21 protein-coding genes and 8 tRNA genes are annotated in these 21,050 nt (G+C 33.6%); 3 read left to right on the top strand and 26 right to left on the bottom strand.

Annotation, left to right across the window (positions count from 1 at the left end):
• The first annotated feature begins 142 nt into the window (after positions 1-142).
• Positions 143-598: a MarR family winged helix-turn-helix transcriptional regulator gene (locus EI427_RS14920; RefSeq protein ID WP_126616063.1), complete on the top strand. Its 456-nt coding sequence runs from the start codon at positions 143-145 to the stop codon at positions 596-598.
• A gap of 18 nt (positions 599-616) precedes the next feature.
• Here the strand turns inward: EI427_RS14920 and EI427_RS14915 are convergent, their stop codons facing one another.
• The 8 genes from EI427_RS14915 to EI427_RS14880 all read right to left on the bottom strand — a co-directional run bounded on the left by EI427_RS14915 (position 617) and on the right by EI427_RS14880 (position 1,868).
• Positions 617-1,054 (bottom strand): T9SS type A sorting domain-containing protein, encoded by a 438-nt coding sequence (locus EI427_RS14915; RefSeq protein ID WP_126616061.1) that lies wholly within the window; start codon positions 1,052-1,054, stop codon positions 617-619.
• 118 nt (positions 1,055-1,172) lie between these two features.
• Positions 1,173-1,245: transfer RNA gene (locus tag EI427_RS14910), tRNA-Lys, on the bottom strand.
• Positions 1,246-1,272: 27 nt separating this feature from the next.
• A tRNA-Lys gene (locus EI427_RS14905) sits at positions 1,273-1,345 on the bottom strand.
• 28 nt (positions 1,346-1,373) lie between these two features.
• Positions 1,374-1,446: transfer RNA gene (locus EI427_RS14900), tRNA-Lys, on the bottom strand.
• 27 nt (positions 1,447-1,473) lie between these two features.
• Positions 1,474-1,546, bottom strand: a tRNA-Lys gene (locus EI427_RS14895).
• A 28-nt stretch (positions 1,547-1,574) separates the two neighbouring features.
• Positions 1,575-1,647 (bottom strand) — tRNA-Lys (locus tag EI427_RS14890).
• A gap of 44 nt (positions 1,648-1,691) precedes the next feature.
• A tRNA-Leu gene (locus tag EI427_RS14885) sits at positions 1,692-1,775 on the bottom strand.
• A gap of 20 nt (positions 1,776-1,795) precedes the next feature.
• A tRNA-Lys gene (locus tag EI427_RS14880) sits at positions 1,796-1,868 on the bottom strand.
• Between the two features lie 199 nt (positions 1,869-2,067).
• On the opposite strand from EI427_RS14880, the gene EI427_RS14875 reads away from it, so the two are divergent.
• A complete protein-coding gene (locus tag EI427_RS14875) occupies positions 2,068-2,724 on the top strand; it encodes an SH3 domain-containing protein (protein ID WP_126616058.1) in 657 nt (218 codons plus the stop codon).
• A gap of 115 nt (positions 2,725-2,839) precedes the next feature.
• Here EI427_RS14875 and EI427_RS14870 read toward each other — a convergent pair whose 3' ends face one another.
• From EI427_RS14870 to EI427_RS14825, 10 genes are all read right to left on the bottom strand, one after another.
• Positions 2,840-4,777: a GAF domain-containing protein gene (locus EI427_RS14870; RefSeq protein WP_126616055.1), complete on the bottom strand. Its 1,938-nt coding sequence runs from the start codon at positions 4,775-4,777 to the stop codon at positions 2,840-2,842.
• Positions 4,778-5,002: 225 nt separating this feature from the next.
• Positions 5,003-5,623 carry a MarC family protein gene (locus tag EI427_RS14865; RefSeq protein WP_126616052.1) on the bottom strand — a complete coding sequence of 207 codons (621 nt, stop codon included), beginning with the start codon at positions 5,621-5,623 and terminating at the stop codon, positions 5,003-5,005.
• Positions 5,624-5,712: 89 nt separating this feature from the next.
• Entirely contained in the window at positions 5,713-7,095 is a 1,383-nt protein-coding gene (locus EI427_RS14860) for an MFS transporter (RefSeq protein WP_126616049.1), read from the bottom strand.
• 201 nt (positions 7,096-7,296) lie between these two features.
• The gene (locus tag EI427_RS14855) at positions 7,297-7,494 is read right to left on the bottom strand and encodes a hypothetical protein (RefSeq protein ID WP_126616046.1); all 198 of its coding nucleotides are present in this window, start codon (positions 7,492-7,494) and stop codon (positions 7,297-7,299) included.
• Between the two features lie 156 nt (positions 7,495-7,650).
• Complete coding sequence (locus EI427_RS14850; RefSeq protein ID WP_126616043.1) at positions 7,651-8,070, bottom strand: DUF2141 domain-containing protein; 420 nt, start codon at positions 8,068-8,070, stop codon at positions 7,651-7,653.
• 23 nt (positions 8,071-8,093) lie between these two features.
• Positions 8,094-8,693 (bottom strand): trimeric intracellular cation channel family protein, encoded by a 600-nt coding sequence (locus EI427_RS14845; protein ID WP_126616040.1) that lies wholly within the window; start codon positions 8,691-8,693, stop codon positions 8,094-8,096.
• A gap of 19 nt (positions 8,694-8,712) precedes the next feature.
• The gene (locus EI427_RS14840; protein WP_126616037.1) at positions 8,713-9,756 is read right to left on the bottom strand and encodes a glycosyltransferase family 9 protein; all 1,044 of its coding nucleotides are present in this window, start codon (positions 9,754-9,756) and stop codon (positions 8,713-8,715) included.
• Between the two features lie 97 nt (positions 9,757-9,853).
• Complete coding sequence (locus EI427_RS14835) at positions 9,854-10,462, bottom strand: DUF4254 domain-containing protein (RefSeq protein WP_126616033.1); 609 nt, start codon at positions 10,460-10,462, stop codon at positions 9,854-9,856.
• 47 nt (positions 10,463-10,509) lie between these two features.
• Entirely contained in the window at positions 10,510-11,319 is an 810-nt protein-coding gene (gene rlmB, locus EI427_RS14830) for a 23S rRNA (guanosine(2251)-2'-O)-methyltransferase RlmB (protein ID WP_126616030.1), read from the bottom strand.
• A 146-nt stretch (positions 11,320-11,465) separates the two neighbouring features.
• A complete protein-coding gene (locus tag EI427_RS14825; protein ID WP_126616027.1) occupies positions 11,466-12,674 on the bottom strand; it encodes a M28 family metallopeptidase in 1,209 nt (402 codons plus the stop codon).
• 241 nt (positions 12,675-12,915) lie between these two features.
• On the opposite strand from EI427_RS14825, the gene EI427_RS14820 reads away from it, so the two are divergent.
• Positions 12,916-14,058 carry an acyl-CoA dehydrogenase family protein gene (locus EI427_RS14820; protein ID WP_126616024.1) on the top strand — a complete coding sequence of 381 codons (1,143 nt, stop codon included), beginning with the start codon at positions 12,916-12,918 and terminating at the stop codon, positions 14,056-14,058.
• A gap of 69 nt (positions 14,059-14,127) precedes the next feature.
• On the opposite strand, the gene EI427_RS14815 is transcribed toward EI427_RS14820, so the two are convergent.
• The 8 genes from EI427_RS14815 to EI427_RS14780 form a co-directional block, all read right to left on the bottom strand.
• A complete protein-coding gene (locus EI427_RS14815; protein ID WP_126616021.1) occupies positions 14,128-14,328 on the bottom strand; it encodes a PspC domain-containing protein in 201 nt (66 codons plus the stop codon).
• Positions 14,329-14,519: 191 nt separating this feature from the next.
• Positions 14,520-14,604: transfer RNA gene (locus EI427_RS14810), tRNA-Ser, on the bottom strand.
• 88 nt (positions 14,605-14,692) lie between these two features.
• On the bottom strand, positions 14,693-15,643 hold the full coding sequence (locus EI427_RS14805) for a YihY/virulence factor BrkB family protein (RefSeq protein WP_170178484.1): 951 nt from the start codon (positions 15,641-15,643) through the stop codon (positions 14,693-14,695).
• A gap of 10 nt (positions 15,644-15,653) precedes the next feature.
• On the bottom strand, positions 15,654-16,064 hold the full coding sequence (locus EI427_RS14800) for an acyl-CoA thioesterase (RefSeq protein WP_126616015.1): 411 nt from the start codon (positions 16,062-16,064) through the stop codon (positions 15,654-15,656).
• A 167-nt stretch (positions 16,065-16,231) separates the two neighbouring features.
• Positions 16,232-17,398, bottom strand: coding sequence for a molecular chaperone DnaJ (dnaJ, locus tag EI427_RS14795; RefSeq protein ID WP_126616012.1), 1,167 nt, complete (start codon positions 17,396-17,398; stop codon positions 16,232-16,234).
• A gap of 13 nt (positions 17,399-17,411) precedes the next feature.
• Positions 17,412-17,999 (bottom strand): nucleotide exchange factor GrpE, encoded by a 588-nt coding sequence (locus EI427_RS14790; RefSeq protein ID WP_126616009.1) that lies wholly within the window; start codon positions 17,997-17,999, stop codon positions 17,412-17,414.
• Positions 18,000-18,217: 218 nt separating this feature from the next.
• Positions 18,218-19,408: a M20 metallopeptidase family protein gene (locus EI427_RS14785; RefSeq protein WP_126616006.1), complete on the bottom strand. Its 1,191-nt coding sequence runs from the start codon at positions 19,406-19,408 to the stop codon at positions 18,218-18,220.
• A 93-nt stretch (positions 19,409-19,501) separates the two neighbouring features.
• Positions 19,502-20,878, bottom strand: coding sequence for an ABC transporter permease (locus EI427_RS14780; protein ID WP_126616003.1), 1,377 nt, complete (start codon positions 20,876-20,878; stop codon positions 19,502-19,504).
• Positions 20,879-21,050: the final 172 nt, after the last annotated feature.

The raw sequence follows: 21,050 nt of genomic DNA, 5'->3' as shown, positions 1-21,050 counted from the left end.
AAGGTTATCTAATTAGGTAGCCTTTTTTTGTGTCTTTTTCTTGATTTTGATCATACATTGAATTTTAAAGTTTGGATAAATACAAAAAATATAGCTTCTTGCAAGAATTACATATTTTGTTTAAACAAATTATAAAGAGACTATGTCAATAGAGACAGATATCAATCAGAAAGAGTTTAAAACCTCCTTTCAGAAAGCTTATATAAATTTGATGTTTACGAATAATTGGATGTTAGGGAAGACCAAGACTTGGTTTAAACAACATGGTATTACACATCAACAATATAATGTACTTCGTATATTGAGAGGGGCACATCCTAAATGTATGAACCCTGGAAGTATAAAGGAAGTAATGATTGATAAAAGCCCAGATTTAACGAGATTGATCGATCGTCTTATCGAGAAGGGATTTGTACAGAGAGAAACCTGCGGAAGCAACAGACGCAAAGTAGATGTGATTATAACAGATATTGGGTTAGCTAAACTAAGAGAATTAGATCCACATCAAGACACTATAATAGATACATTCAAAGAATTAACAGAAAACGAAGCATCACAGCTTAGTGACTTACTTGATAAACTTAGAGGTTCAAAATAAAAAATGGTTGTTACTCCATCATTCAGAGGAGTTAACAACCATTCTTCTTGTTACCCTATTTGTACCATTTAGAATGGATACAAAATAAAGCCCTTCAGTAATTGTAGCTTTTGGTTTAAACTGAAATTGTACCGTTGGAGCATCCACCGATAAATCCATTCTATAAACCAAATTTCCAATTGTGTTATATACTAAAATTTGAACAGGGAATGATTGATCGATTCCTTCAATTTTCATACTAACATCAATTGAATTATCACGACTAATAACCGGATTCGGCATTATTTCAAAACTCAAAGATTGTACTTTATCTCCAACTATTGAACGCCTTTCTACAGGTGTTTTTGCATTTTTACTAAAAGAAGTAACTGGCAATAAAATAATTGAACCTATAATAAGTAAGGTTAAGGAGAGTACGTACCCAATCAGTGAAATGTGATTTTCATGTGATTTCATGGTATTTAAATTGTAATTATTTTACATAAGCATATGTTTTTTGATGCTCTATTAATATGAGAAAAAAAACAGTGAGAATCAAATAAAAAAAGCCAATACAAAATTTGTATTGGCTTTGTGATCCCGCTGGGGCTCGAACCCAGGACCCTCTCCTTAAAAGGGAGATGCTCTACCAACTGAGCTACGGAATCTCGTATTTCTACGAATTATTTTGAAAGTGATCCCGCTGGGGCTCGAACCCAGGACCCTCTCCTTAAAAGGGAGATGCTCTACCAACTGAGCTACGGAATCTCGTATTTCTACGAATTTATTTTAAAAGTGATCCCGCTGGGGCTCGAACCCAGGACCCTCTCCTTAAAAGGGAGATGCTCTACCAACTGAGCTACGGAATCTCGTATTTCTACGAATTATTTTGAAAGTGATCCCGCTGGGGCTCGAACCCAGGACCCTCTCCTTAAAAGGGAGATGCTCTACCAACTGAGCTACGGAATCTCGTATTTCTACGAATTTATTTTAATAGTGATCCCGCTGGGGCTCGAACCCAGGACCCTCTCCTTAAAAGGGAGATGCTCTACCAACTGAGCTACGGAATCATTATCTTAATAAAGATAATATTTTTTTTTGAAATACAATACAGTACTCACGATTGGACTCGAACCAACACGGGATCGCTCCCACTACCCCCTCAAGGTAGCGCGTCTACCAATTTCGCCACGTGAGTAATTGATATGTTTTCAATAGTGATCCCGCTGGGGCTCGAACCCAGGACCCTCTCCTTAAAAGGGAGATGCTCTACCAACTGAGCTACGGAATCATAAAATTTCAAAAAGAAAGAACTAAAAAACGTAAAATTCAAAATCCTCCCTTAAATTTGAAAAACTCGTTTAGCTTTCCTTTTTTGCGAGTGCAAATGTAGAATGATTTTTAATGTCAAGCAAATAATGAGATTTCTTTTATTCTTAATAAGTTTTTACTTGCTGACATACAGTCAGTTATCGTTAGCAAATTCTTCAATGAAAAACAAAATTGAAGAGGCGGATCAACTTTTTGACGCCAAACAGTACATTGATGCTTATAAAATTTATGATAATCTTTTAGAAGATGATCAAGTTTTTTCATCAAGAATGTTACTTCGTATGTCTTATATTCAAGAGGGACAAGGAAATTATTCTTTGGCTTTGTACCTATTGAATTTACAATATAGACTTACAGCAGATAGACAAACGTCTAACAAGATGTCTAAAATTGCAAGTGACCATAATCTTTTAGGATATCAATATTCCGATAAAGAATACTTCACCTCATTTTTTAATAAAAAGAAAGTTGAGATTGGTATAGGTGTCATTGTTCTTTTAGGAATTTGTTTGGTACTAATGTATCTACGTCGAAGAGAGCAACATTCTATTACTACACTTACCTTTGGAGTAGCTGTAATTAGCTTACTAGGACTTTGGGCCTTTAATGGTGGTGTAATTAGAGAACAAGGTATTGTAATGCCTTCTGGGGCACTTTTAATGGATGGTCCTTCTGCAGGTAGTAAAAATATTTCTAAGCTTGTACCAGGCGAAAGAGTAATGATATCTGGAGAAACAGACATTTGGTATAAAGTTACTTTACCAAATGAAGCAACAGGATTCCTAAGAAAGGGTAGAGTGTTTGACGTTAAGTAGAAAGCCATGGAGTGTTATTAAAAAAAACACATTACCATTTATGGAAATTTACTTAACTAATTCTGATACTGTTTTACAAAAAAAGCTACAAGGTTTAAATCTTGTAGCTTTTTTATTATCTGATCGTAAATAACCAACGGTCATTTCCATCAAGAAACAGTTGTTTTATTTCTAGTTGAACATCTTTTAGTTCACCATTATTATCTTTTAATTTGATAGCAGTTGAAAGTTTTTCGACTTGCCATGTTTTATTTTCTGAATAATCAGGAAATAAAATTCCAATATCAAAATGGAGTAATTCATCTAAAGAATATTGAACAATATCTAGGAACGATTGACTACTAAACCAAACTTGACCTTCAGCTTCTACAATAATAATTCGACCTCCAGTTATATCAACCACTTCATTTAAAAGTTTCTTATTACTCTCTGTTTCCCTACGTTCTCTTACCAACTGTTCTTGCGTAGCCTGAAGCTCCTCCATGTTTTGCTTCATTTCCTCTTCACTCGTTCTTAATTCGTCTGTAAGGCGTTTACTATCGTTATATAGTTTACTTACGTTTGACGTATTTTCTGACGTTGCTACAGATGTTGCAATAGCTCCTCCAATTTCATCTAACAGTTGTAATGATTTTTCTTCTAAAGGATGAAAAGAGGCAATTTCTAATATTACTTCAACTTCTCCATGCGATTTAAACGGGTAAATTGATAAAGAATTTGGAGCAGCATCACCTAAGCCTGAACGGATTTTTATATAATCTTCTGGTATTTCTGTTAGGTAAATAGGTATCCCTTCTTGCCATATTTCACCAATTAAGCCTTCTCCAATTTTTATTTTTTGAGATTGAAATTCTTTATGACTGTCAAAAGCATATAAAGCTGCTAGTTCCATATAAGATTCGTTTGTAACGGTATCTTTTTTAACAATGTAAAACGAACAGTGAGCGCAATTCATAAAACGCGCTAATTCTTTAACAAGAGCTTTGCCAAGTTCTTGAGCATCACTACTATGGATGCGAATTAATTTATTTAATCTAGCAGAACCTTCGTTCACCCATTCTCTTTCACTTCTTTCTTTAGAACTCTGTTCTAGTCTGTTTTTGGTATCAATCAGTGAGTGAATAAATGGATCTTCTTTGTATTGATCGTCATTAATTTTATCGAATTCAATGTTGTAATTTCCTTTACTAAATTCCATTACAAATATGGAAATATCTTGAAGTTTTTCTCGCATGGATTTTAGAGATTTACGCATGCTGTGCATCTCACTTGTACCATTCTCATTAAACTTAATATTTAAATTACCAGATGCTATTTCATTACTTTTTTCAGCTAAATCTTTTAAAGGTCTAATTATCGCTTTTCGTAACAGAAGAGCATTAAGAATTACAATAATAAGTATTACAAAAATTGCAATTAAGATAAATCTAGTTAATTGAAATTCAATTTCTTCTGAGTCACTGACGTAGGCTTGAACAAGGTCTTGATTAACCTTTAACATAGTACCTGAATTTTGTTCAAGGTATGCTAAACTGTTTCCTACTTTCACATTTTTCTCTAACACTTTAGTAAGTAAACCAACACTATCTAATGCAGTAGTATCGAGATTAATATTCATGTTAAAAGTATAATTAGAAGTAGTAAGTGGCTCTTCTAAGATAACTCTAGAATTGCTTCTGTAAGGTTTCCAAACTTCTTCAACTCTTTCAATATAGTCGTCAACTCTAATACTTGCAGGACGGATCTTTTTTCCATCCATTTCCGGTACAGTACCACCGTGTTTCATGGCAAGTAAAGACCCATCAAATAGGTTTATTGCTTTTTTTAATTCTTGTTTAGTTTGATTGTCTCCAGAGTCTACATAAATATTAGACAGCAAAACTATACGTTGAGATAGCATTGCGTTTCTGGCAGAGATATCTACTTCAAGGCTTTCATTAGTGTATAGGCCTACAAGAGTAAGTACTGTAAGGGAAATAGTTCCGATTACAACACCACCTATCCAAAAAATAATTTGCTTGATTGTAAATTGCTTTAAATACTTTTCAATCATTCTTTTATATATCTTTTCCTTTAATAAATTTATCAAAGGATTATTGAATTTCTATTGCTAAGAACAGAGTGTAAATACTTTGTAAAGTGATAACGTAAAAACTAGTAAAAGTTGTACGTCTATGTATATCAATATTAAAGAATAATGAAGTGTAAAATATGTGCCAAAAATTAAATTAAGGGTAGATATGAATTTTTAAATTGTAGAAATGCTGATTTAGATGTTCTATTGAAGTAAAGGGTTGTAAAAATCTTTAATGCCTGATAGTAAAAATTGTACTCCCATTGCTAATACAATTAACCCCATAAATTTAGTTGTTACTTGATTTGTCATGGATGGTTTTGAGGCTGATTTACGAGAAAGAACAGCAACAATTACCCAGGTTAATAGCAAAACACCAACAATTGAAAATAGAGCAACTAATGGTATCTCTGCATCGGATTGGGTAATGGATAACGTAATTACCCCTGTAATTGTACCCGGACTAGCAGCAAATAATACTAAAGGGACTAAATTATTTTCATCTATAGATTCTTTTGTAGATGAACTTTTTTCTCTTCGGTCTTCTGAAGAAGATTTACTTAACATACCAAACCCCATCCATATTAAAACAATACCTCCTGCAACTTGAAAGGCATCTAGAGAGATACCAAAACTTTGAAGTAATCTAGCACCAAAAAATGCAGCAGAAGATAAAATAACACCTACTATAAGAATTGTTTTAGTAAGGTCTTTCAGTTTTTGATTATAACTTTTACCTCTTTCTAAGCTATTAAAAATTTGTGCACAAATTACAGGATTTACCAATGAAAAAATGGTTAGAATTCCTTGTAAATAATTATCCATAGGTATTATTATTTCACATTACATAAAAAAGGACTACTTCCATTAATTAATGAAAGTAGTCCCAATATATACTAAAACGTAAAAGTATTTTACTGTTCTATCTCTTTATCTTTATTATCACTAATTATTCCTACACAGAATGCACCAATAATTAATATTACGCCTGCCATAGTTAATAGTCCTACTGCGTTGCCATCAAAGAAGTTTGATGCAATAGTACCACCAAATAAACCTGCAAAGATTTGAGGACCTGCAATAGTTACATTAAAGATACCCATATAGATACCCATTTTTTCTGCAGGAAGATTTTCTGATAAAATACTAAATGGCATTGCCAAAATAGCAGCCCAAGCAATACCTACACCTGCCATAGAAGCAAAAAGTAAATATTTATCTTGTATCATTCCAATACTTAAAAGTCCTAAACCACCTAGAATTAATGCACTTGCGTATACTGTTTTTCTATTAGTAGCTTTAATTAATGTAGGCATAAGTAAAGAGAAGATTGCAGCAGCAAAACTATACATTGCAAACATTAATCCTACCCAGTTACCTGCTTCGTTATAAGCAGCAGATGTTACATCTTGGGGAGCTGTATGCCATATATGTTGTGCAATTGCTGGAGTAGAATACACCCACATAAAGTAGAATGCTACCCAAGAGCATAACTGAACAGCAGCAAGCTGAAACATTACTTTTGGTGATGAAACTAATGTCTTAATAAAATTAGTTATTGCATTACCACCTTCTTTAGTAAGTTGTTCTTTTTCGGCTTTTTGAGCCTCTAAATCTATATTATTGTATTCAGCATATTCTTCTGGAGGATACTCTTTTGTTCTCAATACAGTCCATAATACAGTAATCATTAAGGTTGCACCGCCAATATAAAATGACCAAACAACAGAGTCTGCTACTTTTTGACCTTCTGATGGTTCGTTGTTAACACCGACCATTGTAAGAATGAAAGGAAGAGCAGAACCAACAACAGCACCCGTGTTGATTAAGAAACTTTGAACAGAATACCCTACATCTCTTTGTTTATCATTTACCATGTCGCCTACTAAAGCTCTAAATGGTTGGAATGTGATATTAAAAGAGGCATCCATTATTAATAGCATAGTAGCTCCAAATAACATTGGAGGCATTAGTGCCACAAAGAATTCTGAATTAGGCATTAAGAACATTGCTAATGTTGCAGCAATGGCACCACCTAAGATAAATGGTACTCTTCGTCCAAGTTTTGTCCATGTGCTATCTGAGGCACCACCAATAATTGGTTGAATGATAATTCCAGCAATAGGAGCAGCTAGCCAGAAGTAGCCTAAGTCGTGCACATCTGCACCAAGAGCTTGAAGAATACGACTTACATTACCGTTTTGAAGTGCAAATCCAAATTGAACACCTAAGAAACCGAAGCTTAGGTTCCAGATTTGCCAGAAAGATAAATCAGGTTTAGCGACTTTATTTGCCATATAAATGAATATAATTTTTGTGTTTCACTTTCATACTTATACAACAAATATAAAAATGTAATACTAACATTTAACTGATATTTGTTAGATCATTCAATAAAAATCATATTATTTCTTCTGCAATCGGTTGAATTTTAAGAAATAAAAAAGTCTCTACTTAATTTTAAGCAGAGACTTGATCTATATTTTAAAAACAGTTGTTTATGCTGTTTCTTTTTTGTTTTTACATTCTGAAGGATCATTTCCGCAAAAACTACATGTCTTGCCTTCAGGATTTAAAAAAGGACTTTGAGACGCACATGTGCCTTCAAATTTCCCATCTTTTTTGAAAATTAATTTCACAGACATCAAAATGAAGAATGCCCCGAGGATACCAACGGTTAATAATATAGTTTCCATGATAAATATAGTGTGAATTTGTCTTAGAGACTTAAATTTCTTTGTACAAAGGTAACTAAAGTTTATAGTTTTATCGTGATAAACGGTACTTAGAAATTAGTTTTACTTTGAAGTTTCTAACAAATTAACAAATGTTCATATGTTTTAATCAAAGAATTATAAATACTGTGTAACAATCTTAACTTCTGTAACTTGCCCTTGATTAACTTCGAATGCATATTCTTCAAAATCAGGCTCTTTCATTTTCACTTTTTTATCCCAAGAATAACCAAAGCCTTCTTTAGGAAGACCAATCCAGTTATTTGTCATGTCATCATTTTCATCTTCATCATGACAAATTCTAATACCATAAGTACCGGGAGTGATGTTTTCTAGAACCATTGTAAATATTATATCAGAAACATTACCTTTTGTTTCTAGAACAGAATTTAAATCTTTATCTACAACTTGAACAAGCATAAAGCCATCAGTATTTCTTAGGCCTTCTACAGTTAAATGTATGTTAGAAGTAGTTTCTTGTGCAAAAAGGTTTTGCGAGAAACTTATAAAAAGTACTATTAGGTATGTTAATTTCATTGTTTAAAAGTAGTTTGGTGATATTAAATTTTAGGAAGTCCGATATGAAAACGAATAGCAAGTAGTCGGATTGTAATAACTGTCGAAATACAAGTCCATGTTATTACATTAAAGTCAATATTTAGATAAGATAACCCAACAAATACAAACCCTCCAATAATACAAGCTGTTGCATAGATTTCATCTCTGAAAATTAAAGGTACTTCATTACAAAGTGTATCTCTTATAACTCCACCTAATACGGCTGTGAAAGTTCCCATAACTATTCCAATAGCAGGGGATATATCTAAAAGTAGGCTTTTTTCTAAACCAATAAAAGTAAAAACCCCTAAACCTAATGTATCAAATAGAAACACTGTTGTTCTTAATTTAGCCACTGTTTCTTTAAATAATACAGTAAATGAGACAGCCATTGTAATTACTAAGATGTAGTTGGTGTCCATTACCCAGAAAACAGGAGTAGTGCCTAAAATCATATCTCGTACTGTTCCACCGCCAACAGCAGTTACGCTAGCAACGAATATAGCTCCAAAAATGTCAAATTTTTTTTCGGAAGCAGCTAAAGCACCAGATATAGCAAATACAAAAGTACCTACCAAATCTAGGAAGTTAATAAGTGACATAGATTAATATGATGAAGTGTTACTTGTGTAATGCAGTTGCTATTTTATGATAGACCATTTCTGGTGTAATACTATCTAAACAGGCATAATCATTTCTAAGGCATGGCTTGTTACCAAAAACAGAACAAGGACGACAAGGTAATTCCTTCTCAGATATTTCAACAATATTTTCGGTAGACTGTCCGTATCCTAAAAAGCCAGCGTAATGATGTGTTGCTCCCCAAATAGACACACACTCTGTTCCTCTTAAAGATGCCATGTGCATGTTTGCAGAATCCATACTTACCATTAAATCAAGTAATTCTATAATATCTAACTCTTCTTTAAGTTTGATATTACCTGCAAGATTTACACTATTTGGTACTTCTTTTATACATTTCTCAAGAATTTCAGCTTCTTTACCAGGTCCTCCAAAAAATAATACTTTTACATTTAATTTTTCTTGAAGCATTTTTGCTAGAGCTACAGCTTTTGCCTCTCCCCATATTTTACCTTCATGTTGAGCAAAAGGAGCAATACCAACCCAAGGTTGAGTTTTTCCACCTAGAAGTTCTAATTCAGCATTTTTTAGAGCAGGGCTGCCTTTAGAGGGTAATTGATTTGATAATGTAACATCAAGTCCAATCTTTCTAAAGACATCAGCATATCTTTCTGGTGTACTTCTGAGTGGTTCAAATTTCTTTTTAGAAGGTTTAGTTAGTGCTTTTTTACCCTTTCTTCCTTTATCAATTCGGTAAACTTTTGTTCCTGTAGACTGAAATAACCCATCAATAATGAATGTTCTTAAAACAGAATGAAGATCAGCTACAGCTGTATAAGGGCCTAATTTCTTAAGCTCTTTAAATAAGTTTGTGAGTCCTCCAAAACCTTTATGTTTTCCATTCAAATCTGCTCCTATGAATGTCATTCTTGGAATATTATCAAAAAATGGCTTTAAGAAAGGCCTTGACACCATGATAATTTCCGTATCAGGGTTTTGTTCAAGTACTTCTTTCATTACTGGAGCAGTCATGGCTACATCGCCCATGGCTGAAAATCTTAATGCAAGTATTTTTTTTGACATGATAAGAGGAGGAGTAATCAAAAAGAAGTTGTCTCATTCAAATATGCTAAGTGCATTTTTTGCTGAAACAACTTCTTTATTTATAATTTGAAAGGAATTATTTTCCTTCTTTGTATAAAACAGGATTCAATGAAGGATCGTTATACATTTTCATTTGTTTGTATACCTTCATGAATTTTTTACCAGCTGCAATATCATTAACTAATTCTTCTATTGCTGTAGAAAGATCTACACGTTGCTCTAAAAGGATGTTTAGTTTTGTTGTACAAGCTGCTTTATGCTCTTCAGATGCACCTTTACGTTCTACTTCCTCGTTCATATGGTAAATTTTCAATGCTAAGATCGAAAGTCTATCAATTGCCCATGCAGGAGATTCTGTATTAATACTTGCTCCAGGAATAACTTGAACGTCTTTATATTTTTCGAAAAACCAACTGTCAATGTATTCTACAACATCTGTACGCTCTTGGTTAGAAGCATCAATTCTACGTTTGATTTTTAATGCTTCTACTGGGTCAATATTAGGGTCTCTAATAATATCCTCTAGATGCCATTGAACGGTATCTATCCAGTTTTTTAGATATAATAAATGTTGGATATCTTCTTTTTCAAATGGATTCTCAATTGGAGTGTCCACATGATCTTTTATATGATATTTCTCGATACTCTGCGAGAAGATAGAATTACAATTTTCAGTAAACTGCATAAAATGCTTCTTTTAGTTGTTTAAATTGATAGCAAAGATAATAAAAACTATTTCTGTGCCGACATCATACGTTGTCTGTTTGCTTCAAAAATTACAATTCCTGCAGCAACACCAACATTTAACGAGTTGACTTTACCAAGCATAGGGATCTTAGCCAATTTATCTGCTAAATGGATAATATCTGGAGAGATACCATCTTCTTCAGAACCCATTACTACTGCTGTTGGAATTTCCATATCAACATAATAAAGGTCTTTTGATCCTTTTTCTGTACAACATACAACTTGTAAACCACTGTCTTGAAGTTCAAGAATACCTTGCTTTAAGTTATCTACTCTACAAACAGGAATATGGTTTAATGCACCTGCAGAAGTTCTAACAGCATCGCTACCAATTTGAGCAGCTCCTTTTTTAGGAATCATGATTAAATCTGCACCTGCACATTCGGCAGTTCTAGCAATTGCACCAAAATTTCTAACATCAGTTACTCTGTCGAGAACTAAAACAAGAGGTGTTTTTCCCGCTTCAAAAGCTGCAGCAATAACATTTTCTGCTTTTGCATAATCAATTGCAGGAACAAAAGCGATTACACCTTGGTGGTTCTTAGAAGTAATTCTCTGAAGCTTTTCAACAGGAACTCTAGAAACAACAATACCTGCTCTATTCGCCATTTTATGGATTTCAGCAATTTGTTCGTTCGAAGAATCTCTTGTTATAAATAACTTTTCAAATTCTTTACCAGCTTCTAATGCCTCAAAAATTGGCTGAATACCATACATAATATCCGCAGAGTTTGTTTTCTGACGGGGTGTTGTATTGTATTTCGTGTAATTTACTTTTCTTTTATCGTCGTACATTGTCTTGATTTCTTAGTGTGATTAAACCAAGTACATAAAAATGACATGCACGAGGTTTCAATATGCAAAGGTAATGAACCTAATCAATAGGTTTGCATTGATATTGTAAACTTCTCATAATCATGGGCTGATATTAGTATAAATTTCTATTTTGATGAGGTTTGTAACTCATTTCCGAAGGTAGTTATCAATTTATAAGCACCTTTAAACCCAGAAAGAGGAAGCGGTTGATTGTCTTTTATATCATGATAATGTGGCCAAGATGCACCCATTAAATAGAAAAAGAAGCAAGGAACCCCATTTTCAGAGAAATAATAATGATCTGAATTGGCTGCTTTACCTCTTTTTTTAATTTCAGGAAGGAATTCATTTTTAGTATTAATTGATGTAAGAAGTTGATATTGTTCTGTAAATACTGCTCCATTAACAGCCATCATTCCTTCTTCGCCACTACCAAAAAGGTCTAAATTTATAAGAAAATCAATTTTATCTAAAGGAAAGAAAGGATGTTCTACATAATATCTTGATCCAATTAAACCTGCTTCTTCTGCTCCAAAGGCAATAAATACAATAGAATAATCTGGAGTATTTGATTTATAATACTTAGCTATTTCTAATAAAAGAGCGATGCCAGATGCGTTGTCATTTGCTCCCGGAAAGTAAATTTGCTTTCCTATGCTTCCTAAATGATCATAATGAGCTGTAAAAACTAAATATTTATCTGGATGCGTTTTTCCTTTAATGTATGAAATGACATTTTGAGAAGTATATTCCTTAAAAAACTTTGGTTGGATTGAAAATGATATTTTTTCGATATCAGCAGGAAGTTTTTCCCTTAAAACATAAAATCTAGGCTGAGGTACTTGCCAACGGGCTACACTAAAAGTTAATTTATCGAACAATACAATGGATGCACGTGCTTGTAAAATCTTAGTTGTTAAAGCTCGATTCCAAGTAATTCTATTTTTTTCTTCTTCTTGATCATAAATTACAATTTTGTTAGAAAGGTCTACTTTTAAAAACTCAACTAAAGCAGCATCTTTTATAAACACATCCGAAGAAATATAGTATGCTTCACCTTCGGCATTACCCGTTCCTGAATCTGTAGAAGGAAGATAATCGACACCCACTTTGAGAGAATTAGCATTAATTTTTAAAGTGATATTGTTAGGGAAGGTATTTACAGGCATTTCAAAATGTTGTAGGTACTCTTCTTTTGGGTAAGATTGCAACCCAATATCTTTAAATTTTTGTTCAATAAATGCAGCAGCTTTCTTATCACCGTTAAATGTGTATCCACGCCCACGCATATTTTTAGCAGACAAGGTTTTAATGTTTTTTTCTACTGCTTTCATGTCTTGTGCTATACAAGAAATTGAAATGTTGAAAATCAGTAAATTAAAATAGATTATGATTGATGTTGTTTTCCCCACGAATCTTTTGCTTTAAGATTATATTTTTGATAGCTTGATAAAACAAATTACAAATTGCTATTGTTTTTTATGTATTACTAGCCATTTGATTTATAACCAAATTACTACTCAAAAACACAAAACACAATTTAAACACACACATACACATACCAAAACTAAACACATGGTTCAAGATACTATAGAAACACAAAAAATGATTGCCGAGTCTGTTAAACAGTTCGGCGAAAAGAACATCGCACCCTTCAGAGATAAATGGGACGATGACGAACACTTTCCTATTGAAGTTTTCCATCAATTAGGAGAACTTGGCTTAATGGGAATACTTGTTCCCGAAGAATATGGAGGAACAGGTTTAGGCTATCACGAATATGTAGAAGCAATTGCAGGATTGGCTTATTTTGACCCCGGTATTGCCTTATCTATGGCAGCGCATAACTCGCTTTGTACAAACCATATTTTAATGTTTGGTACAGAAGAGCAAAAGCAAAGATGGTTGCCTAAACTGGCATCTGGAGAGTGGATAGGTGCTTGGGGTTTAACAGAACCAAACACAGGTTCTGATGCAGGGAATATGCTGACAGTAGCCCGTAAAGAAGGAAATGAATGGGTCCTGAATGGATCTAAGAATTTTATTACACACGGTAAAAGTGGTAATGTTGCTGTTGTTATGGCCCGAACGGGTGATAAAGGTGATAAACATGCAATGACTGCTTTTGTAGTTGAGCGTGGCACTCCTGGTTTTTCTGGCGGACGTAAGGAACGTAAGTTAGGAATGCGAACATCAGAAACTACAGAAATGATTTTTGAGGATTGTAGAGTTTCTGAGGGAAATATCTTAGGAGAAGTAGGTGAGGGGTTTGTCCAAGCATTAAAAATTCTTGATGGAGGAAGGATTTCTATCGCAGCCCTTGGTTATGGAATAGCTAAAGGAGCATTAAAATGTGCTTTAGAGTATTCTCAAGAACGTAAACAGTTCGGTAAATCAATCTCTTCTTTTCAAGGGGTGTCTTTTAAACTTGCAGATATGGCTACGCAAGTAGAAGCTTCAAGATTATTAATTAAGGAATCTATAATAAAAAAAGAAAGAGGAGAAAATATAAATAAGGCTTCTGCAATGGCAAAATATTATGCATCAGAAGTGGCTGTAAAATGTGCAGACGAAGCTGTACAGATTTTTGGTGGATATGGTTTTACGAAAGATTATCCAGTAGAAAAATATTACAGAGATGCCAAGCTTTGTACTATTGGAGAAGGCACTTCAAATATTCAAAAACTAGTAATTAGTCGATGTTTATTAGATGAATAAAAAACAAAAGGGAATCAATCGATTTAAGATTGATTCCCTTTTTTGTATTTAAACTACAACAGTTACCTGTTAATAGAAATAAGTATCGTCTTTAGGCATTACAAATGCCATTACTAAGTAAATAAGACCAGGTGATCCGAGACCGAAAAAGAAACTGATCACAAAACCTAAACGAATGATTGTAGGGTCTATATTGAAGTATTTTGCAATACCGCTACATACTCCAGAAAAGACCGCATTTGATGTTGATTTTACTAATTTTTTAGACATGTTAATGATGTTAATTGTTTTATTTGACACTTATTTACATATACGTTTTCCATAGAGAAAAGATGCATTTTATGTCCAAATTTTTATTAATTATCGAGTAAATCAATTAATCGGATTATTACCTCTTCTAAATTTACAAAAAAGTATAGGCATAAAAAAAACCTTCAGAACGAATTCTAAAGGTTTTTTAGCAGAGAGTGAGGGATTCGAACCCCCGGTACCTCGCGGTACAATAGTTTTCAAGACTACCGCATTCGACCACTCTGCCAACTCTCTGTGAGTGATTACGTGTGCAAATATGCATGGTTGGATTTTAATTTCCAACATTTTGATCAATAAAAAATACAAATAAAATTAAATAACTTTATCTAAATTCTTCAGGAGGATTAGACTCCGTCCAAAGTTGAGCTTCTTCTATTGTTGTATTGATTTGAAAACCAATAAGTAATATCATAGCAATTATAAAAATCCATCCCATTAATCCCATAATTGCACCAAGTGAACCATATAGAATATCATAAGAATTAAATGTATCTAAGTACAGCCCAAAGAGTAATGATACTACAATAGATAGGGTTGTTGCTACAACGGAACCCGGATTAAAGATTCTTTTCTTCATTACTTCACTAGGAGCAAACCTAAATATTAAGGATACATTAAAGAAGAAAAGAAGTACAATTAATAGTACCCTTAAGGTGAGTAAGCTATAAATAGTGAATTGGTTATTTAAAAAACCAATTTCATGAAGGTGTTCTAATAAGTGCTTTCCAGAGATTAAAATAAAGGAAGAAATAAATAGAGTAATTAAAAAAAGTAAAGTAAGGTTTAAAGCAACTCTAAACTGTTTAAATAAACTTCTTTTATCTTCTAGATGATAGCAACTATTAAAGGCATTCATGAGTGTTCTCATTCCAGTAGTAGCAACATAAGTAGCACCAACAAAACCAAATGATAACAAACCACCTCTAGATCGTCCACTAAGATCAAGTATTGGACCTTCTATAGCTTGATAGACATATTGAGGTAGCATTTCTTCTCGAAATATTTTAAACATAACATCCACCTGATCACTTGGTATGTATGAAAGTAATGTAGAGAAAAATATAATGAAGGGTAACATTGCTAAACTAAAACTGTAAGCAATTGCCTGACTTCTCTGTAAAAGATCGTTTTGATCTACACGTGCAATTAAAGCCTTACTAAAAACATAGAAGGAAACTTCGGTATGCGGAACTCTACTATTTGATAAATAATGAATTACTTTTTTATATAAATCATTACTTTCTAGAGTAGTTTTGATCTTCTTTTTTGTCAAACCTATTTATTTAATCTTCAAAGTAGGATGCTATTACTTCCATAAAGTTTTTAGGGGCTCTACAAGGTTTGTAAGTGGTCTTTTTCATAAAAGCCAATTTTGTTTTACCTGTATTTAGTAACTCGCCATCTTGATTAAATAATTCATATTCGAATAATAATTTGACAGATGGTTTTTCTATCAAAGTAGTTCGAATTGTAATCAAGTCATCATATTTAGCAGGCTTAATATACTTAGAGAAATTCTCTAAAACTGGTAACATCACCCCTTCTGCTTCCATTTGTTTATAACTCATTCCAAGAGAACGGAGTGCTTCTGTTCTCCCTATCTCATAAAATTTTGCATAATGACCATAATAGACAAATCCCATCTGATCGGTATCTGCGTAGTTAATACGTATTTGTGTTTCTCGTGTTAACATATAAAATAATGAGTTAATGTATTCAAGTATCAGCTTTAGCTAAAATAACTTTTTCTGTATACTCGTAGCAAAGATACGATGATAAACTTTTCGTTGAGGCGATTTTAATCATAAAAAAATCGTCTCTAAGTAAACCTAGAGACGATTATATCTAATTTGCTACAATTTTATTGAGCAAAGAAATCTTTCATTCTTGAAAAGAAGTTTTTACTCTTCTCTTTTTTATGTTCTTGCGTAGGTAAGAAGTTCTTAGACTCTTTTAATTTCTTAAGAAGGTCTTTCTCTTCTCCTGTTAATTTTGTAGGAGTAAACACAGAAACATGGATGAGTTGATCTCCAACACCATAACCATTGATATCTCTGATACCTTTACCTCTTAAACGAAGAACTTTACCACTTTGAGTACCAGCATCGATAGGAACTTTTACATTGCCATTTAATGTTGGAATCTCTACAGTTGTACCTAGAGCAGCGTCCATAAAGCTTAAGTGCAATTCAAAATGAATGTTTTCACCATCTCTATGTAACTGTTCGTCTTCAATAGCTTCGATTACGATGAGTAAATCACCTGCAACTCCACCACCTTTAGGCATATTACCTTTACCACGCATAGATAATTGCATACCATCATCAACCCCTGGAGGGATATTGATAGCAACTTCTTCTTCAGTATACAAACGGCCTTCACCGTGGCAGCTTTCACATTTGTTTTTGATGATTTTACCTTCACCATTACAAGATGGACAAGTAGTATTAGATACCATTTGACCAAGCATTGTGTTTACTACTTTTTGTACCTGACCACTACCGTGACATTGTTGACATGTGTCTAAGTCTGTACCATTCTTAGCTCCTGTACCATTACATGGTTCACAAGAATTATAACGCTTGATACGTACTTTTTTCTCAACCCCTTTGGACATTTCCTGAAGGTTGAGTTTTAATTTGATGCGTAGGTTAGAGCCTTTTCTTTGACGTCTACCTCCGCCACCTCCACCACCGAAGAAGTCGCCGAATGGGCTACCACCTCCGCCACCGAAGATATCACCGAAGTGAGAGAATATGTCGTCCATATTCATTCCACCTCCGCCACCAAATCCGCCAGAACCATCAAAAGCTTGATGTCCAAAACGGTCATATTTAGCACGTTTATCATCATCCCCTAGGATCTCGTAAGCTTCAGCTGCTTCTTTGAACTTCTCTTCAGCACTTTGATCGTCTGGGTTTTTATCTGGGTGAAATTTAATTGCTACTTTTCTGTATGCTTTCTTAATTTCACCACTTGATGCGTCTCTTTCTACGCCGAGTACTTCGTAATAATCTGCCTTAGACATAATTAATTATAAGTTATTGACCGACTACTACTTTAGCGTAGCGGATTACTTTATCATTTAACGTGTAGCCTTTTTCTACCACGTCAACAATTTTACCTTTTAAATCTTCAGTAGGAGCAGGTATTTGAGTAATAGCATCATGGTAATCTGTATTTAACGGCTTACCAGTAGCATCCTCCATTTGTTTAACACCTTGTCCTTCTAAAGTTTTAAGCATTTTATCTTTAATCATTACAATACCGTCAACAACAGGTTTAACCTCTGGGCTGTCAGACTTTGTATTTGCAATTGCTCTTTCTAAATCGTCAACTGTAGGGATAATTGCAGAAAGAACTTTTTCACTTGCAGTTTTTTGCAAGTCAAGTTTTTCTTTTGCAGTACGTCTACGGAAGTTGTCGAATTCAGAATATAAACGAAGGTATTTATCCTTCATTTCTGCTAAATCCTTAGCTAATTTTTCAGTTTCAGAAAGTTCTGCTCCATCATTGTTAGAAGTAGAATTTTCGTCTTCTATATTTTTAGAATTTGTAGCTTCAGTTTGATCCTCAGTTACTTTTTCTTCTTTATTATCGATATTATCGTTTCCTTTATTTTCTGTCATTATAGTATTATTTGTGTCAAAAATATACGTTACGTAGCTTTTCAACAATTTTGCCAATGCAAATATACGAGTCAAAATGTCCTTTTTCACTGTCATTAGTATTTATTGTGGCTGACAAGGTGTCTTATCTTGTCAGTTAACTTACTAATAACTTGAAAGATAGCTTGTGTAAATTTTGATTTTAGACAGGAAAGGAAGCCGATAATTTGATGACGTTACTAAGCATTTAACTCAGAAACAGCCAACCAAGCCATAAGTCCAACACCAATTTCTAAAGCACTTTCGTCAATATCAAAAGTTGGTGTATGTACACTAGATACTATACCTTGTTCTTCGTTACGAGTACCTAATCTGTAGAAACAAGCATCTATTTCTTGAGAATAATAGGCAAAATCTTCTGCAGCTAACCAAAGGTCAAGATCTACAACATTTTCTTCTCCTAAATAATCAATTGCAGCTGCTTTATTTCTTTTTGTAAGTTCTGGCTCGTTTACAAGGAAAGGATAGCCTTTACAAATATTCATCTCAACAGATCCTCCCATTGCTTCAGCAATGCCTTCTGCCATTTTTGTGATTTTTTCGTGTGCTTCGGCTCTCCATTCTTCGTTCATTGTACGGAATGTACCTTGCACTTTTACTTCATTAGGAATAATATTGGTAGCACCAATTGCTCTTACATCTCCAAAAGATAAAACAGAAGGGATTTTTGGAGAAGCATATCTACTTACAATTTGTTGTAAGGCAATTATTATATGTGAAGTGATTACTACTGGATCAATATTTTTTTCTGGCATTGCAGCATGTCCACCTTGTCCTTTTACGGTAAAGTAAATTTCATCTGCAGAAGCCATATACATACCTTCTCTGAATCCAACTTTTCCGGCATCAATAAAAGGCATAACATGTTGACCAATAATTTTAGTTGGGGCAGGGTTTTGTAATGCTCCGTCTTTAATCATTAATGATGCTCCACCTGGCAATTTCTCTTCTCCTGGTTGGAAAATTAATTTGATAGTACCTTCAAATTGATCAGTCAGTTTAGAAAGAACTTGTGCAACTCCTAATAATGAAGTAGTATGAACATCGTGCCCGCAAGCATGCATTACACCTTCATTTTTAGATTTATAAGGAACATCATTTGCTTCAACAATTGGCAATGCATCCATATCAGCACGCAATGCGATTGTTTTTTTCTCTGGATTTTTTCCTTTGATTAAAGCAACAATACCTGTTTCTGCAACACCTTCTTGAGGCTCTATGCCGTAACTTCTTAATTTATTTGCAACAAACTTAGCTGTCTCAAACTCTTGATAAGATAGCTCTGGATTAGCATGTAAATGATGTCTATTTGCTACAATTTCATCAATGTTTGTTGTAACAGCTTCTTTAATGCGTTCTTTTAAACTCATGACTTTTTCCGATTAATGTTTGTTGTTTGTGAAAGTTATGCCTTCCTCTAAATAAAATGTTATTGCAAAAATACGAAGAATGATTAGAAATAATTATCTACGTGTATTTTTAACTGCATTTCTAGAAGGTATAACAGATGCAAGTACCGTAATTGTAGTTACTGTAAGACAGATAATGACAAAGTCTTGCCAACGTGTTTCTACAGGATAAGCATCAAGAATACCATTGTTAGCACCTGTACTAATCCATTTTAATTTTTCTTGAGCAATGCAAAAAACATAGCCTGATAAGAGTCCGAAAATAGCTCCAGAAACGGCGACAAGACTTCCTTCAAATAAGAAAATTCTCCTAATCATTCCATCAGTAGCTCCCATAGATTTAATAATATTCATGTCATGCCCTTTCTCTATAGAAAGCATTGCAAGAGCAAAGAATACATTAAACGATGCAATACCTAGAATTAACGCGAACGTTCCGTAGGTAAAGAATTTTTCTATTTTTAGCGCTCTAAGAACTTGTGCTTGTTGCTCTGGTCTCGTTTTTATAATAAACGTATCACCAAGAACTTCTTGCAATCTTTTTTTAACCTTTTCAGGACTAGTATGATCGTCTGTTTTTATTTCTAAACCAGTTCTTAGCTTTCCATAGTTTAATAATGAATTGGCAAACCCTAAAGAAACAATCACAGTAGATTGATCAAATTGAGGCTCTGCTACAAATACACCTCCTGCTTGGATAATTTTTTTATTGAATGCTTTTGAAGGATCTAGTGATGCTTTACCCTTTCTTTTAGGATACCAAAACTGCAAAGGGTGCATACTATCTCTTAATCTTAAACCAAGTTCTTGATATACCCCAGAACCCACCAATGCATACCGTGTGTCGTTATTATATAGCGTGTTAGTACCTAAAACAACGGTAGTATCAATATGTGTTTGTTGGATAAAGTTTTCGCTAACACCTTTCATTGTAACAACCTTCTGTTTGTTGTTGTACAGTATTAAAACTTTATCTTCAATTATTTCTGTAATGGCTTGAACCCCTTCTATCTCTTCTATCTGATCTCTCAAAGTCCAAGTATAGGGGAAAGATTTTCCTTCTTTTATTTCAATTTTTAATTCTGGGTTATGGCGGTTAAACATACCTGTTAGTGTTCTTTCCATACCGTTAAACAGTGAAAGAACAATTACCAAAGCAGCGGTACCAAAACCTACACCAATCATGGCTATGTTAGAAAGGGTCTGTATAAAGTTCTGTCTTATGAACTTTTCAGCCATTCCTTTGTATGTTTTTCTAATCTTTTTAGGAGAGAAGGTGAAAAGAACACCAATGGCTTTCCCAATAAAGACTACAACTCCAAATGTCATCTGTACCACCAAGACAATAAGCATTAATGATATGCTTTTTATATTTCTCTGTGATAAGAAATACCGTTTGGCAACAAAGAAAGGAAATCTCGAATTTGACATTTACATTTTTATTAGAAGTTATCACTGTTAATTTTGTGATCAGATTTATACATCAACAAAATTACCTTTTAAAAGATAAAGTGATAATCATTTATATCTTGGCACAAAGTTAATGGTCGATATGAGATCTCAATATTTTTGTGAGATTAAGTTTTAATGATTTAAACAGATT

This window comes from Flammeovirga pectinis, from assembly GCF_003970675.1.
Taxonomy (GTDB): domain Bacteria; phylum Bacteroidota; class Bacteroidia; order Cytophagales; family Flammeovirgaceae; genus Flammeovirga; species Flammeovirga pectinis.
Note: the sequence above shows the minus strand (reverse complement) of the source record. Positions and strands in the feature narration are given on the sequence as shown.